This window comes from Streptomyces sp. NRRL B-3229 (assembly GCF_000719505.1).
GTDB classification, from domain to species: Bacteria; Actinomycetota; Actinomycetes; order Streptomycetales; family Streptomycetaceae; genus Streptomyces; species Streptomyces griseorubiginosus.
The window spans coordinates 1-14,251 of record NZ_JOGP01000030.1; the positions used below are offsets into that span (position 1 = coordinate 1).

Sequence of the window (14,251 nt, forward strand, 5' to 3'; positions counted from 1 at the left end):
CGATCCCCACCCTGATCGTCTACTTCGTCCTCCAACGCCAGTTCGTCAGCGGACTGACCCTCGGCGCCAACAAGGGCTGACCACCACCCCGTTCGAAAGCGACTCCTGCATTGACTACCCCACGCCGTCTCCGCCTTCCCGGTATCGCCTACGGCGGCGACTACAACCCCGAGCAGTGGCCCGAGGAGGTCTGGGCCGAGGACGCCCGTCTCATGCGTGAGGCGGGCGTGAACATGGTCAGCGTCAACATCTTCTCCTGGGCCCTGCTGGAGCCCCGGGAGGGCGAGTTCGACTTCTCGCGCCTGGACCGCATCCTCGCCCTGCTGCACGAGCACGGCATCGCCGCGGACCTGGCCACCCCGACGGCCGCCCCGCCCGCCTGGTTCTTCCGCAAGCACCCCCAGGCCCTGCCCGTCGACCGGGACGGCCGTCAGCTGTCGTACGGCAGCCGCCAGACCTTCTGCCCCTCCAGCCCCGCCTACCGTGAGGCGGCCCTGCGGATCGCCCGCGTCCTCGGCGAGCGCTACGGCGACCACCCGGCCGTGGTCATGTGGCACATCCACAACGAGTACGGCTGCCACAACGCGGAGTGCTACTGCGACACCTCGGCCCAGGCCTTCCGCCGCTGGCTGCGGGACCGCTACGGCGACCTGGACACCCTCAACGACGCCTGGGGCACCACCTTCTGGAGCCAGTGGTACTACGACTGGGACGAGATCCTCCCGCCCCGCACCACCGGAGCCGTCCCCAACCCCACCCACCGGCTGGACTGGCGGCGCTTCTGCTCCGACGAACTGATGTCGCTCTACACGGCGGAACGGGACCTGCTGCGCGAGCTGACTCCGCAGATCCCCGCCACCACCAACTTCATGGTGAACTTCTCCTTCGAGGCGCTGGACTACTGGCGCTGGGCACCGGAGTTGGACATCGTCTCCAACGACCACTACCTGCGCTCGACCGATCCCGAATCGGAGATCGACATCGCGCTCAGCGGTGACCTGGTCCGCTCGCTGTCCGGCGGTCCGTGGCTGCTGATGGAACACTCGACGGGCGCCGTGAACTGGCAGCCCGTCAACCGGGCGAAGACGCCAGGGGAGTTGCGCCGCAACGCGCTCGCCCATGTCGCGCGCGGGGCCGACGGCATCGCCTACTTCCAGTGGCGGGCCGCCAAGGCGGGCGCCGAGCAGTGGCACTCGGCGATGCTGCCGCACGCCGGCACCGACAGCCAGATCTGGCGGGACGTCGTTCAACTCGGTGCCGATCTGGGCGCCTTGGCCGAGGTGCGGGGCAGCACGACGGAGGCCCGGGTCGCGGTCGTGTGGGACTGGAACGCGCACTGGGCCGTCGAGGCGGAGTCCCAGCCCAGTGGCGAACTGCGCTTCGTCGACCTGGTGCGGGACTGGTACCGGCCGCTGTGGCAGGCCGGTGTGGCCGTGGACTTCGTACGCCCCGACGCCGACCTGTCCGGGTACCGGCTCGTGCTCGCGCCGAGTCTCTACCTGGTCGACGACGCGGGCGCGGCCAATCTGACCGGCTTCGCCGAGCGCGGCGGCACGCTGGCCGTCGGCTTCCACAGCGGTGCCGTGGACGCCAACTGCCATGTGCGGCTCGGTGGTTATCCGGGCGCCTTCCGGGAGGCCCTCGGGGTGCGCACCGACGAACTCTTCCCGCTGCTGCCCGGCGAGTCCCTCACCCTCAGCGACGGCGGCACGGCGTCCCTGTGGTCGGAGCGGGTCGCGCTCGCCGGAGCGGAGACCGTCACCTCGTACACCTCGGGCCCCCTGACCGGAGTCCCGGCGGTCACCCGGCACTCCTACGGCGAGGGCGTCGCCTGGTACCTGGCGACGCGCCCCGACCCCTCGACCCTCGCCGCCCTGCTCGCCCGCATCTGCGAGGAGGCCGGGGTGCAGCCGGTTCTGGCCGGTGTGCCGACAGGTGTGGAGGCGGTCCGGCGCACCGGCGCCGACGCCGCGTACCTGTTCCTGATCGACCACGCCGGGAGCGGCGCCGAGGTCCCGGCCGAGGGCGTCGAGCTGCTCACGGGCAAGGACGTCAGCGGTTGGGTCACCGTCCCGCCGGGGGGTGTGGCGGTCCTGCGCGAGTCGCGGAACCGGCCGTGAAGTGGTGCGTTCCGACCGTGCATGAGTGCGGATCTTCGGGGTAGCCGGGTCATGCCGAGCGGGGAGGGGCCGCCACACCTGGGGAGGTCGCGGCGGCCCCTCCCCGCTCGGCCCGAGTCCGTCGGCACCTGGTCGACCCCTGAGGTCGGGGGCGTCCCGGTGGGCCGGGCAGGGGAGAATGAGGGCCGTACCCAACGGTCGACCCTTGAGGAGCGGGGAAATGCAGAACGCGCGAGCGGGACAGGTCGCGGGACCCGAAGACCTCATCGATGTGGCACGTCTGGTCACGGCGTACTACGCACTGCACCCCGACCCGGCCGAGCCGGGGCAGCGGGTGGCGTTCGGCACCTCGGGGCACCGCGGTTCGTCCCTCGCGGTGGCGTTCAACGAGGACCACATCGCGGCCACCAGTCAGGCCATCTGTGAGTACCGTGCCGCCCAGGGCACCGACGGTCCGCTGTTCCTCGGCGCCGACACCCACGCCCTGTCGGAGCCGGCGCGGATCACGGCGCTGGAGGTCTTCGCGGCCAACGACGTGACCGTGCTCATCGACGAGGCCGACGGCTACACGCCCACCCCGGCGGTCTCGCACGCCATCCTGACCCACAACCGCGGGCGCACCTCCCGGCTCGCCGACGGGGTCGTGGTCACGCCCTCGCACAATCCGCCCGCCGACGGCGGTTTCAAGTACAATCCGCCGAGTGGCGGTCCGGCCGGTTCGGAGGCGACCTCCTGGATCCAGGACCGCGCCAACGAGATCATCACCGGCGGTCTGAAGGACGTACGGCGCATCCCCTACAGCCGTGCCCTCGCCGCGCCCGGCACCGGCCGCTACGACTTCCTCGGCGCCTATGTCGCCGACCTGCCGGCCGTGCTGGACCTGGAGGCGATCCGGTCCGCCGGGGTGCGCGTCGGCGCCGATCCGCTGGGCGGCGCGTCGGTGGCCTACTGGGGCCGGATCGCCGAACAGCACCGGCTCGACCTCACGGTGGTGAACCCGCTCACGGATCCCACCTGGCGGTTCATGACGCTGGACTGGGACGGCAAGATCCGCATGGACTGCTCGTCGCCGTACGCCATGGCCTCGCTGATCGAGCAGCGCGACCGCTTCGACATCGCCACCGGCAACGACGCGGACGCCGACCGGCACGGCATCGTCACGCCGGACGCGGGTCTGATGAACCCCAACCACTATCTGGCCGTGGCCATCTCCTACCTGTTCTCGCACCGGGAGCAGTGGCCCGCGGGCGCCGGGATCGGCAAGACGCTGGTGTCGTCGAGCATGATCGACCGGGTCGCGGCCGACGTCGGCCGGCAACTGGTCGAAGTCCCCGTCGGATTCAAGTGGTTCGTGGACGGTCTGTCGGACGGCACGCTCGGCTTCGGCGGTGAGGAGTCGGCCGGCGCGTCCTTCCTGCGCCGGGACGGCTCGGTGTGGACCACCGACAAGGACGGGATCATCCTGGCGCTGCTCGCCTCCGAGATCACGGCGGTGACCGGCAGGACCCCCTCGCAGCACTACGCGGGGCTCACCGACCGCTTCGGCGCCCCCGCGTACGCCCGCGTGGACGCCCCGGCCTCCCGCGAGGAGAAGGCCCTGCTGGCCAAACTGTCCCCGCGCCAGGTCACCGCCGACACCCTCGCCGGGGAGCCGGTGACCACGGTCCTCACGGAGGCTCCGGGCAACGGCGCCGCCCTCGGCGGCATCAAGGTCGCCACCGCCAATGCCTGGTTCGCGGCCCGTCCCTCGGGCACGGAGGACGTCTACAAGATCTACGGTGAGTCCTTCCTCGGCCAGGACCACCTCCGCCAGGTCCAGGAGGAGGCCAGGTCGGTGGTGCTGGGGGCACTGGAATCCTGAACCGGCCCGTCGGGCGTCCCGGGACGCTGTGGGACCGGTCGCACAGCCCCTCGGCCACCCCGGGGGCTGTGCGACCGGTCTCCCCCGCGGCCGGCTAAGCGGTGCGGCTGGTCGGGGTTCGGTTGCGGTTGCCGGTCGCGCGGGGTGGCCTGGACCGGCGTACGAGGTGCTTCGCGGCCGCGTCCCACTCCGGGTGTGCGAAGGTGAAGCCCGCCGACCTCAGTCGGCCCGGTGTCACCCGGCGGCTCTTGAGGAGCAGTTCGGTGTCCGAGCGCAGTGCGAACGCGCCCAGTTCGGCCATCCAGCGGGTTGCGGGCAGCCCGGCCGGGACGCCCCAGGCGGTGCGGAGCGCCCGCATGAAGTCGCGGTGCGGCAGAGGGCCGGGCGAGGCGAGGTTCACCGGGCCCGAGAGGTCGTCGCGGGCGATCAGGAAGTCCACCGCGCGTACGAAGTCCTCGGCGTGGATCCAGGAGACGTACTGCGCGCCGCCGGCCACCGGGCCGCCGAGTCCGAGGCGGACCAGGCGCGACAGGACATCGAACACGCCGCCGCGGTCCGGGCTCATGACCATCGCCGCGCGCAGGGCGACCTTGCGGGTCGCCGGTGTCGGCGCCTCGGTCTGCGCCCGCTCCCAGTTCTTCGCGATCTCCACGCTGTGGGCCCAGTAGTCCGGCACGCCGGCCTCGGAGCCGCCGATCACGCCGGTGGTCTCGTCCTGGGCGGCGTCGAAGCGGTGGGCGTAGATCGTCGCCGTGCTCATCTGCAACCACACGTGCGGCGGCCGTGCGGCTGCGGCGACGGCCTCGCCGACCACGCGTGCCGAGTCCACCCGGGAGTCCATCATGGCCCGCAGGTTCTCGGCGGTGCAGCGGCAGGACACGCTGCGCCCGGCCAGGTTGATCACGACATCGCTGCCGTCGATCGCCTCGGCCCAGCGGCCGAGGGTGACGCCGTCCCAGGCGAGGTGGTGCGGGCGGGTGGGTCGTCGGGTCAGCACCGTGACCTCGTGGCCGGCGGCCGTCAGGGCGCGGTCGAGGACCGTGCCCACCTGTCCGGTGCCGCCGGGCAGCACAAACTTCATGAGATCCCCCTCAGCGTGGCTCGCCACAAGCCTAACCGCCGTTTTTGAACATGTTCAACAGGGGGTCAGGTCTGGTCGGGCCGGTCCTTCCGCACCCGCTGGGCCACATCGCGCAGCTTGATGTTGTGGTGCTGGGAGATACGACGGAGCACGCTGAACGCGTCGTCCTCGCTCAGCCCGTGCCGCTCCATCAGCATGCCCATGGCCTCGCCGATGGCGTGCCGGGACTTCATGGCGTCCTCGAGCTGGTCGATGGTGCGCGCGTCGGCCACGGCCACGGCGGCGTGCGAGGCGAGCAGCCAGCCGGCGGTCTCGATGTCCTTGCCGAAGGCTCCGGGGCGGCGGGAGTAGAGGTTCAGCGCGCCGAAGTCCTCGTCGTGGGTGTAGAGCAGTACTCCGGTCATGCTGCCGATGCCCAGCTCCCGCGCGGCCGCGGCGAACCGGGGCCAGCTCGGCTGGGGTTCGCGCAGGTCCTCGATCCGGTACACCCGCTCGCCGTCCGGGTGCTGCGCGAGATCGAAGCAGGGCCCCTCGGCCAGATCGCCCTGGAGCCGGTCGGACGCCTCGACGACGTCCCCGCAGGAGGACAGCGTGACCGCCCGGCCCTTGCGCACTGCGAGGATCCCGGCCGCGTCGCAGCCGTCCACCAGTCGCACCGCCGAGGCCGCGATCTCGTCCAGTGTGCCCTGCACCGAGTCCTGCGCCAGCAGGTTCCGCGCGAGCTGGGCCATCGACTCGGCGAATTCCCGCCACTCCACCACGACCACCCACTTCGGTCATTCGTACGAACACCCTATCGCCGCCCAGCCGAGCCGTCCTCGGCGGAGCGGGTACCGCTGCGGGGCCCGGGGACCACTCCCCCGCGACCGCCGCCGTCAGTGCCGTCGCATACCCGGACCCGTGCGAATCAGGCCACGCCGGGTCTCACCGCTTCCCGGGGCGGCGCACGAGCACGACGAGCGGCCCGGCCGCGAGGAGCACGGCCAGGACCGCGTAGCCGTAGGTGAGGGTCGTGGCCGTCGCGACGGCGGCGACGAGCAACGGACCGCCCGCGTCACCGAGTTCGCGGCCGAGTTCGGCCGAACCCATGGCCTGGCCCAGACGTTCCGGCGGGGTCGAGGAGGCCAGCGTGGCGAAGCCGAGCGGGGTGATCAGGCCGGCTCCGGCGCCGATCAGGGCGGCCGCGCACAGGACGCCGGTCAGGCCCGGCAGCATCGCGCAGGCCAGGCCGGCCGCGGTGACGAGGAGTCCCGCGAGCAGGCCGGAACGTGCCGTCAGACGCCCTTCGTCGAGAGCGCGCCCGGCCCTGGGCTGCACGACGGCCGCGCAGGCGGCGAGCACGGACACGGCGGCGCCGGTGGCGACCGTGCCGAGGCCCGCGGCCCGGCCCGAGACCGGCAGGAAGCCGACGCCCACGGACAGGGCGGCGGTCGCCCCGGCCAGAGCGGCGGTCGGGGCGAGGAAGACAGGGTCGGCGAGGCGCCGCGCCAGGTCCAGCACGGTCTGCCGGGCCTTGGGCAGCGGGGGTACGACGGGTACGGCGACGGCGGCCCAGACCGCCACGGCCGCGCCCAGCACCGCCAGCACCGCGAACAGCAGCCGCAGTCCCCCGGCCCACACCAGGACGCCACCGAGCAGCGGGCCGAGGGTGTAGCCGACGGACTTGCAGAAGCCGTAGCTGCCGAACGCGCGGCCGTGCCCGGCGGCCGGGTTGAGGCGGGCCACGAGGGCGGATGCGGACGGGGAGAAGGCCGAGGCCGCGGCACCCTGGCCGAGGCGGGCCGCCCACAGCCAGCCCGGGCTGTCCGCGACGACGTACAGCGCGGAGGCGGCGGCGAAGGCGACGAGGCCGCCGAGCAGCACCGGGCGCGCACCGACCCGGTCGGCCAGGGAACCGAACAGCGGCTTCAGGACGACCTCGGCGCCGTCGTAGAGGGCGAGGAGGCCGCCCAGCACGAGGAGCGAGGTGACGGCGTCGCCGGAGAAGCCGCCGAGGTTCGCGGCGATGCCGTGGGCGCCGAAGGCGGTGGTGAAGCCCGCCGCGTAGAGGGGCCACATCCCGCGGGCCGGGGCCGCCTGTCGGGGTGCCTCCGTGGAGTTCATCGGTGGTCGGCAGGGGTCTCGTGGAGGGCCGCGAAGACCCGTTCCGCGTAGTCCTCGCAGGCGGCCGTGCACTGCCTGAGGCGTTCGCCGGCGCGGGCCGCCTCCGGGGTGCCGAAGACGTCCCGGGCGGTCAGGTCGCGGTGCCAGCGCCGCAGCCGTTCCAGCGACTGCTCCTCTTCCTCCAGTTCGGCGAGGGTGAACTTGGCGATGCGGATCTCCCTGGCCAGCTCCTCCTCGAACTTGCCGCAGTCCGCCAGGAACTCCGCCCAGTCGGCCGACCGGGCCGCGCCGAACAGTTCGCGGAGCCGGGCCGCGTCCTGCGGCCCGCGCCCCGACGCGGTGAGGGTCATCGCCTGTCCGCCGGCCTTCTCGGTCAGCGCGAGCGCCCGTGCGACGCCGTCGCCGAAGACCGGCACGTCCGGTACGGCCCAGATGCCCTGGCCGAGCGAGAGCGCACCGATCTTCCGCAACTCGCGCCAGACCGCCACGCGGTGCCGGGAGGGCTCCGCGTCCAGCTTGATCACGAGGACGAGCCAGCGGCCCGCGTTCCCGGCAGTCGTCACACCGGGGAATGTAGCACCCGTTACATCGTCACTCGTGGCTCGATGCCAGGTCAGGCGGCCTTGCGTCCGCTCTCCGCGTGCGCGCGGATGACATCGGCGTACCGGTGTCCGGTCCCCTTGATGGTGCGCTTCTGGGTCCGGTAGTCGACGTGGACGAGCCCGAACCGCTTGTCGTAGCCGTACGCCCACTCGAAGTTGTCCAGCAGGGACCAGGCGAAGTACCCGGCCAGCGGGGCTCCCTTGCGGGCCGCGGAGGCGCAGGCGGCGAGGTGGTCGATCAGGTACTTCTGGCGTTCCGGGTCGTCGACCGTGCCGTCGGGGCGTACGACGTCGGGGTAGGCGGAGCCGTTCTCGGTGACGTAGAGCCTGCGGGCGCCGTACTCGTGCGTCAGGCGGAGCAGCAGGGTCTCGATGCCGCTCGCGTCGATCTCCCAGTCCATGCCGGTGCGCGGGACACCCGGGCGGGCGATCTCGCGGACCCGGGGTGCCGGGCCGGTGGGGTCGTCGGCGACGGTGGCCGGCATGTAGTAGTTCAGGCCCAGCCAGTCCAGGGGCTGGGCGATCGACGCCGAGTCGCCCGGCTTTTCCGGGAGTTCGACGCCGTAGACCTCGCGCATGTCCTCGGGGAAGCCGCGGCCGTGGATCGGGTCGAGCCACCAGCGGTTGGTGTGGCCGTCCATGCGGCGGGCGGCCTCGACGTCCTCGGGCCGGTCGGTGGCGGGGTGGACCGTCGAGAGGTTGTTGACGATGCCGACCTGGGCGCCGGGGGCCGCCGCGCGGATCGCCCGGGTGGCCAGGCCGTGGCCGAGGAGCAGGTGGTAGGAGGCGCGGACGGCGGCCGTGAGGTCGGTCAGGCCGGGGGCCATCTTGCCCTCCAGGTGCCCGATCCACGCCGAGCACAGGGGCTCGTTGAGCGTGGTCCAGTGCTTGACCCGGTCCCCCAGGCGCGCGGCCACGACCGAGGCGTACGCGGCGAAGTGCTCGGCGGTGTCGCGGGAGGGCCAGCCGCCGCGGTCCTGGAGGACCTGGGGCAGGTCCCAGTGGTAGAGGGTGACGGACGGGGTGATGCCGGCGGCGAGCAGCCCGTCGATCAACTCGTCGTAGAAGTCCAGGCCCTTGGCGTTGACCGGGCCGTCGCCGCCGGGCAGGACCCTGGGCCAGGCGACGGACATCCGGTAGGCGTTGGTGCCGAGTCGGCGCATGAGGTCGATGTCCTCGCGCCAGCGGTGGTAGTGGTCGCAGGCGACGTCGCCGGTGTCGCCGCCCGCGACCTTGCCGGGCGTGTGCGAGAAGGTGTCCCAGATCGAGGGTGAGCGGCCGTCCTCGGCGACGGCTCCCTCGATCTGGTAGGAGGCCGTGGCCGTGCCCCACAGGAAGTCGTGCGGGAGTGCGGCGAGGTCGATGGTCACGAAAGTCCTTTCGGCGTGGGTCACTTGACGGCGCCCGCCGTCAGCCCGGCGACGAGATAGCGCTGGAGCAGGAGGAACCCGGCGACCACGGGGACGCTGACGACCAGCGAGGCGGCCATGATCTGGTTCCAGTAGACGTTGTTGAGCGTGGAGTAGCCCTGGAGGCCGACGGCGAGGGTGCGGGTGGTGTCGTTGGTCATGACGGAGGCGAAGAGCACTTCTCCCCACGCGGTCATGAAGGCGTAGACGGCGACAGCGACGATCCCGGGGATCGCGGCGGGCACGACGACCCGGAACAGCGCCCCGAGCGGCCCGCAGCCGTCGACCAACGCAGCCTCGTCCAGGTCGCGCGGCACCGAGTCGAGGTAGCCGATCAGCATCCAGATGGAGAACGGCAGCGAGAAGGTGAGGTACGTCAGGATCAGTCCGCCGCGCGAGCCGAACAGGGCGATCCCGGTGGCGTTGCCGATGTTGACGTAGATCAGGAACAGCGGCAGCAGGAAGAGGATGCCGGGGAACATCTGCGTGGACAGCACGGTGACGGTGAAGACGCGCTTGCCCCGGAAGTCGTAGCGGCTGACCGCGTACGCGGCGAAGACCGCGATGACGACCGAGCAGACGGTCGCCGCGCCCGCCACGATCAGGGAGTTCACGAAGTAGCGGGCGAGCGGGATCGTCGACCAGATGTCGATGTACGGCCGGATCGTCAACTCGCTGGGCAGCCAGTGGAATTGACCGGTGACGTCCGCGAGCGGCTTCAGCGAGCTGGAGACCATGACGTACACCGGAAGCAGCACGAAACCGGTGAGCAGGGTGAGGAAGATCCGCCGGGACCACAGGAAGGAACGCGGCGGCGCCATGGGCGAGTGGGGGCTAGACATCGGCCGGCTTCCTTCCCCGGGTGGTCAGCAGGAGGTACACGCCGGTCACCACGAGCAGGAACAGCAGCAGGAGGACGGACATGGCCGAGCCGGTGCCGAAGTTCCAGGTGACGAAGGACGCCTGGTAGATGTGGACCGAGATGAGGTCCGCGGCCTCCGGTGCCGACCTGCCGAACAGGACGTACGGCGTGTTGAAGTCGTTGAAGGTCCACAGGAACAGCACCAGGAGCAGGACCTGGTTGACCGGGCGCAGGGACGGCAGGGTGATACGGCGGATCTGCTGCCACAGGCCTGCCCCGTCCAGGGCGGCCGCCTCGTACAGCTCACCGGGGATGTTCTGGAGTCCGGCCATCACGATGAGGAAGGCGAACGGCCAGCCCTTCCACACCGACACGGTCAGCAGCGCCCAGAAGCTGTTGTCGCCGATGAGCCAGAAGGACGGCTTGTCGGTGAGGTGCAGCTGGTCGTGCAGGACGTGGTTCACCAGGCCGTTGTCGTGCTGGAACATGAACACCCAGGTGATGACGGCGGCGTAGACCGGCAGCGCGTACGGCACCAGGAACAGGGCGCGCAGCAGGCCCCGGCCGCGGAAGGTGTCCTGCATGAAGACGGCCGCCGCCGTGCCGATCAGCCAGCACAGGCCGACCGACAGCAGCGTGAAGGCGACGGTGACGAGGAACGAGTGCAGCAGGGCCTCGCCGACCGGGGCGTCGAAGTCCACCGACACCTTGTAGTTGTCGAGTCCTGTCCAGGGCGCGGCGCCCCAGTCGCGGATGTAGAACTGCGTGAGCTCCTTGAAGCTCATCACGGTGCCGATGACCATCGGCACCAGGTGGACCAGGAGTTCCAGGAGCAGGGCCGGCAGCAGGAGCAGGTACGGCAGGCCGATGCGGCGGATCCTTCCGGGGCGGCGGCGGGGATGAGGATGCGCCGCCCCGGAAGGGGTCGTGCCCACGGACTGCTCCGCGGGAGCGGTGGTGGTCATCGTGCTCACTTCGTCGGCATCTGCTGCTGGGCCTTCTCCAGCGCCGCCTTCACCGAGTCGGTGGTGACCGCGCGCCCGGCGGCCGCGTCGGCGAACAGGTCCTTGACAGCGGTCCCTACGGCGGTCTCGAACTGTGACTCGTCGGCGACCTGCGGGAGCGCGGCGGCGCTGGTGGCGAGGGTGTCCTTGAGGACCTTGTTGGCGCCCGAGCTGAAGGTGCTGTCCGACTGCACGGACTTCACCGGCGGGATGGAGCTGTAGGCGGTGTTGAGGATCTTCTGCTCGGCGTCGCTGGTCATGAACTTCACGAACTTCTTGGCGCCGTCGATATTGTCGGTGTTCTTGAAGACGGCCAGGTTGATGCCCATGACGGCCGAGTTGACCTGGGTGCCGGTGCCGGGCGTGCCGGACTGCACGGGCACCGGTGCGATGCCGTACTTGTCCGCGCTCATGCCCTGGGACTCGAGGTTGGCGGAGGCGGACTGCCACAGCAGCATGGCCTGGTTGCCCTTGGCGAAGTCGCTCACGGACTGGTTCTGGGCGTACTCGGCGTCGCCGGTCGGGATGACCTTGTCCTTGGCCATGAGGTCGACGTACTGCTTGACCGCGGCCACGACCTTGTCGTTGGTGAAGTCCGGCTTCCCGTCCGGCGTGAAGAACGCGCCGCCGTGCTGCTGGGCGAAGACGAAGACGTGGTGGATGTTCTCCGACAGGTTCGCGCCCTCGGCGCCGAGCGCGGACTTGCCCTTGGCCTGGATCTTCTTGCCGTCGGCGATCAGCTCGTCCCAGGTGGCCGGGGGCTTGCCGATGCCGGCGTCGGCGAAGAGCTGCTTGTTGTAGTAGAGGGCGTAGGCCATGGAGTAGAGCGGGACGGCGGCCGGGTCCTTGCCCTGGGCGCCGGTGGAGCCGAGCGCGGAGTCCACGAATCGGTCCTTGCCGCCGATCGCCGCGTAGTTCTTGGCGTTCCAGGGCAGCAGGGCGCCGGTGGCCTGGAGGGAGGCGCTCCAGGTGTTGCCGATGTTGAGGACGTCGGGGCCCTGACCCGAGGTGGTCGCGGTGAGGATGCGGTTGAGCAGGTCGGACCAGGGGACGACCTCCACCTTGACCTTGATGCCGGTCTGCTTCTCGAATTTGTCGAGCTCGGGCTGGAGGACCTTCTTGTCGACCTCGATGCTGGCGCCCTGGTTGGAGGCCCAGTAGGTGAGGGTCTTCGGCGAGTCGTTGGACCCGTCGCTCGTCGACGATCCGCCGCCGCAGGCGGTCACGAGCGTCAGCAGCGAGGCGGTGACGGCTCCGGCGGCCGCGACCCTGGTTCTGCGCATCTGGCGTCCCTTCCAGAGGAGACCCTTGGGGGCGTTCACTTCCCGAACGCCACCCAGGAGTTAATTTATGGCGTGATTTAAGACGCGAAGGAAACGCGCGTCAAGGGCTCGGGCCGGGGTATCTTGCAGGTCGGGGCCGATCCGGAAGGGTTCACATGGCGGTGCGGAACGGGCGGACGGTGCGCGACCTGCGACGGGGCAACCGCACCGCCGTACTACAACGGTTGTATTTCGACGGCCCCATGAGCCGCTTCGCGCTGGCCCCGGCCACCGGACTCAGCGCCGGCTCCATCAGCAACGTGGTCGCGGATCTGATCGCGGACGACCTGGTCGAGGAGGCCGGCACCGTCGAGTCCGACGGCGGCCGCCCCCGCACCCTGCTGCGCGTCGCGCCCGGTGGCGGGCACATGATCGGCGTCGACGTCGGCGAGACCCGCGTGCGCGTGGAGCTCTTCGACCTCACCCTGACCGAACTGGCCCGCACGGAACGACCCTTGGAGCATCACGGCTACGACGTCGAGGTCGTGGTCGGGCACATCCGTGCCGGTGTCGCCGAGGTCCTCGCCGCCACCGGCATCGCCCCGCAGCAGCTGCTGGGCGTCGGGATCGGGGTCCCCGGCATCGTGGCCCGCGCTCCCGGGCAGGGCGCCGTGGTCCATGGCCAGACCATCGGCTGGGACGCCGTGCCGCTGGAGGCCCTGCTGCGTTCGAGCGGCGAACTCCCGGACTCCGTCGCGTACTTCATCGACAACGGGGCCCGCACCCTCGGCCAGGCCGAGCTGTGGTTCGGAGCGGGCCGGGGCTGTCGCAACGCGGTCGTGGTCCTCTTCGGCTCGGGCGTCGGCGCCTGCCTCGTCACCGAGGACATGGAGTACGGCCGCCCGCTGGAGTGGGGGCACCTGACCGTCCGGGTCGGGGGGCGCCGCTGCCGTTGCGGAGCACGGGGCTGTCTGGAGGCGTACGCGGGCGCCGAGTCGATGCTCGAGCGGTGGCGGGAGGAAGGGGGACGCCCGCCGCGGGACGTGGACGAGGAGAGCGCGCTGACGGCGATGCTGCGGGCCGCGTACCCGGACGCGGATGACGGGGACGAGGGGGGCCTGGCGGCCGACCCGGTGGCGCTCGCCGTACTGGAGGAGACCGCCGAGTACGTCGGCGCCGGACTGTCCGACCTGATCAACCTCTTCCAGCCCGAACGCATCCTCATCGGCGGCTGGGCGGGCCTCCAGCTCGGGCCACGCCTCCTGCCCGCCGTACGCCGGTACGCCGACGCGCACGCCCTGCGCCATCCCGCCGAGCGGGTCTCCATCGACCTGGGCGAACTCGGCCCGGACGCCGTGACGGTCGGCGCCGCGAGTCTGCCGCTGGCCGACTTCTTCGCCCGGGGCGGACAGCGCGCCCGCGGCGGGGCACGGGAGGACTGATCACCCGCACGGGCCTGCGTGCGCCCCGGCACGCCCGGTCGCCCAGGTGCTCGATCACGCGCGGTCGCTCACGCGCGATCGATCACGCGCGGTCGATCACGCGCGATCATGGAGCGTGACCTGGTAGCCGTCGGGGTCGGCCAAGGTGAAGGTGCGGCCGAAGGGGCCGTCGACCGGAGCGGAGACGATGATGCGTCCGTCGGCGACCAGTGCGTCGTGGATGCCCTGGACGTCGGTGGCGTGGAGCCACAGGGCGACGCCGATGCCGGGTTGGTCGACGGAGTCGAGGTCGGTGCCGGGAAGGAGGTCGCGCAGCGCGAACGCGATCGGCTTCGTCTCGAAGACGACGGCGTGCGGAGGCCCGGCCGGCGAGCGGACGAGGCCGAGGTAGCGCTCGTAGAACGCCTGCGAGGCGTCGAGGTCGCGCACTTGCAGCGAGATGAAGTCGGGGCCGGTGACGGGCATGGTGAACTCCTTCTTTCGTGTCAGTTTTCTGACACGCGGC

Annotated in this window: 12 protein-coding genes; 3 read left to right on the forward strand and 9 right to left on the reverse strand. The window is 71.3% G+C overall.

From position 1 onward, the window contains the following. Window positions 1-110: 110 nt before the first annotated feature. Both IF54_RS0134470 and pgm read left to right on the forward strand, forming a co-directional pair. On the forward strand, window positions 111-2,120 hold the full coding sequence (locus IF54_RS0134470) for a beta-galactosidase (RefSeq protein WP_030326071.1): 2,010 nt from the start codon (window positions 111-113) through the stop codon (window positions 2,118-2,120). Window positions 2,121-2,340: 220 nt separating this feature from the next. Beyond that, on the forward strand, window positions 2,341-3,981 hold the full coding sequence (pgm, locus tag IF54_RS0134475; protein WP_030326073.1) for a phosphoglucomutase (alpha-D-glucose-1,6-bisphosphate-dependent): 1,641 nt from the start codon (window positions 2,341-2,343) through the stop codon (window positions 3,979-3,981). A gap of 94 nt (window positions 3,982-4,075) precedes the next feature. Here pgm and IF54_RS0134480 read toward each other — a convergent pair whose 3' ends face one another. The 8 genes from IF54_RS0134480 to IF54_RS0134515 all read right to left on the reverse strand — a co-directional run bounded on the left by IF54_RS0134480 (window position 4,076) and on the right by IF54_RS0134515 (window position 12,325). Next, window positions 4,076-5,062, reverse strand: a complete 987-nt coding sequence (locus tag IF54_RS0134480) for a TIGR01777 family oxidoreductase (protein ID WP_030326075.1) — start codon at window positions 5,060-5,062, stop codon at window positions 4,076-4,078. Between the two features lie 65 nt (window positions 5,063-5,127). Then, window positions 5,128-5,820 (reverse strand): GAF and ANTAR domain-containing protein, encoded by a 693-nt coding sequence (locus IF54_RS0134485; protein ID WP_030326077.1) that lies wholly within the window; start codon window positions 5,818-5,820, stop codon window positions 5,128-5,130. A gap of 166 nt (window positions 5,821-5,986) precedes the next feature. Continuing rightward, the gene (locus IF54_RS0134490) at window positions 5,987-7,165 is read right to left on the reverse strand and encodes an MFS transporter (RefSeq protein WP_030326080.1); all 1,179 of its coding nucleotides are present in this window, start codon (window positions 7,163-7,165) and stop codon (window positions 5,987-5,989) included. Beyond that, entirely contained in the window at window positions 7,162-7,728 is a 567-nt protein-coding gene (locus tag IF54_RS0134495) for a Chromate resistance protein ChrB (RefSeq protein WP_030326082.1), read from the reverse strand. The genes IF54_RS0134490 and IF54_RS0134495 overlap by 4 nt, the downstream gene beginning before the upstream one ends. A gap of 50 nt (window positions 7,729-7,778) precedes the next feature. Beyond that, window positions 7,779-9,137 (reverse strand): GH1 family beta-glucosidase, encoded by a 1,359-nt coding sequence (locus IF54_RS0134500; RefSeq protein ID WP_030326084.1) that lies wholly within the window; start codon window positions 9,135-9,137, stop codon window positions 7,779-7,781. Window positions 9,138-9,157: 20 nt separating this feature from the next. Continuing rightward, on the reverse strand, window positions 9,158-9,997 hold the full coding sequence (locus IF54_RS0134505; protein WP_020136930.1) for a carbohydrate ABC transporter permease: 840 nt from the start codon (window positions 9,995-9,997) through the stop codon (window positions 9,158-9,160). Window positions 9,998-10,010: 13 nt separating this feature from the next. Then, window positions 10,011-11,003 (reverse strand): carbohydrate ABC transporter permease, encoded by a 993-nt coding sequence (locus IF54_RS0134510; RefSeq protein WP_030326087.1) that lies wholly within the window; start codon window positions 11,001-11,003, stop codon window positions 10,011-10,013. 5 nt (window positions 11,004-11,008) lie between these two features. Beyond that, a complete protein-coding gene (locus tag IF54_RS0134515) occupies window positions 11,009-12,325 on the reverse strand; it encodes an ABC transporter substrate-binding protein (protein ID WP_030326089.1) in 1,317 nt (438 codons plus the stop codon). A 155-nt stretch (window positions 12,326-12,480) separates the two neighbouring features. On the opposite strand from IF54_RS0134515, the gene IF54_RS0134520 reads away from it, so the two are divergent. After that, on the forward strand, window positions 12,481-13,746 hold the full coding sequence (locus tag IF54_RS0134520; RefSeq protein WP_030326091.1) for an ROK family protein: 1,266 nt from the start codon (window positions 12,481-12,483) through the stop codon (window positions 13,744-13,746). 96 nt (window positions 13,747-13,842) lie between these two features. On the opposite strand, the gene IF54_RS0134525 is transcribed toward IF54_RS0134520, so the two are convergent. Next, window positions 13,843-14,211 carry a VOC family protein gene (locus IF54_RS0134525; protein WP_030326093.1) on the reverse strand — a complete coding sequence of 123 codons (369 nt, stop codon included), beginning with the start codon at window positions 14,209-14,211 and terminating at the stop codon, window positions 13,843-13,845. Window positions 14,212-14,251: the final 40 nt, after the last annotated feature.

Excerpts from the sequence above, each read along its gene's own strand:
- pgm (WP_030326073.1), top strand. The coding sequence starts at position 2,341 with ATGCAGAACGCGCGAGCGGGACAGGTCGCGGGACCCGAAGACCTCATC.
- IF54_RS0134490 (WP_030326080.1), bottom strand. The coding sequence starts at position 7,165 with ATGAACTCCACGGAGGCACCCCGACAGGCGGCCCCGGCCCGCGGGATG.
- IF54_RS0134505 (WP_020136930.1), bottom strand. The coding sequence starts at position 9,997 with ATGGCGCCGCCGCGTTCCTTCCTGTGGTCCCGGCGGATCTTCCTCACC.
- IF54_RS0134480 (WP_030326075.1), bottom strand. The coding sequence starts at position 5,062 with ATGAAGTTTGTGCTGCCCGGCGGCACCGGACAGGTGGGCACGGTCCTC.
- IF54_RS0134520 (WP_030326091.1), top strand. The coding sequence starts at position 12,481 with ATGGCGGTGCGGAACGGGCGGACGGTGCGCGACCTGCGACGGGGCAAC.
- IF54_RS0134525 (WP_030326093.1), bottom strand. The coding sequence starts at position 14,211 with ATGCCCGTCACCGGCCCCGACTTCATCTCGCTGCAAGTGCGCGACCTC.
- IF54_RS0134515 (WP_030326089.1), bottom strand. The coding sequence starts at position 12,325 with ATGCGCAGAACCAGGGTCGCGGCCGCCGGAGCCGTCACCGCCTCGCTG.
- IF54_RS0134510 (WP_030326087.1), bottom strand. The coding sequence starts at position 11,003 with ATGACCACCACCGCTCCCGCGGAGCAGTCCGTGGGCACGACCCCTTCC.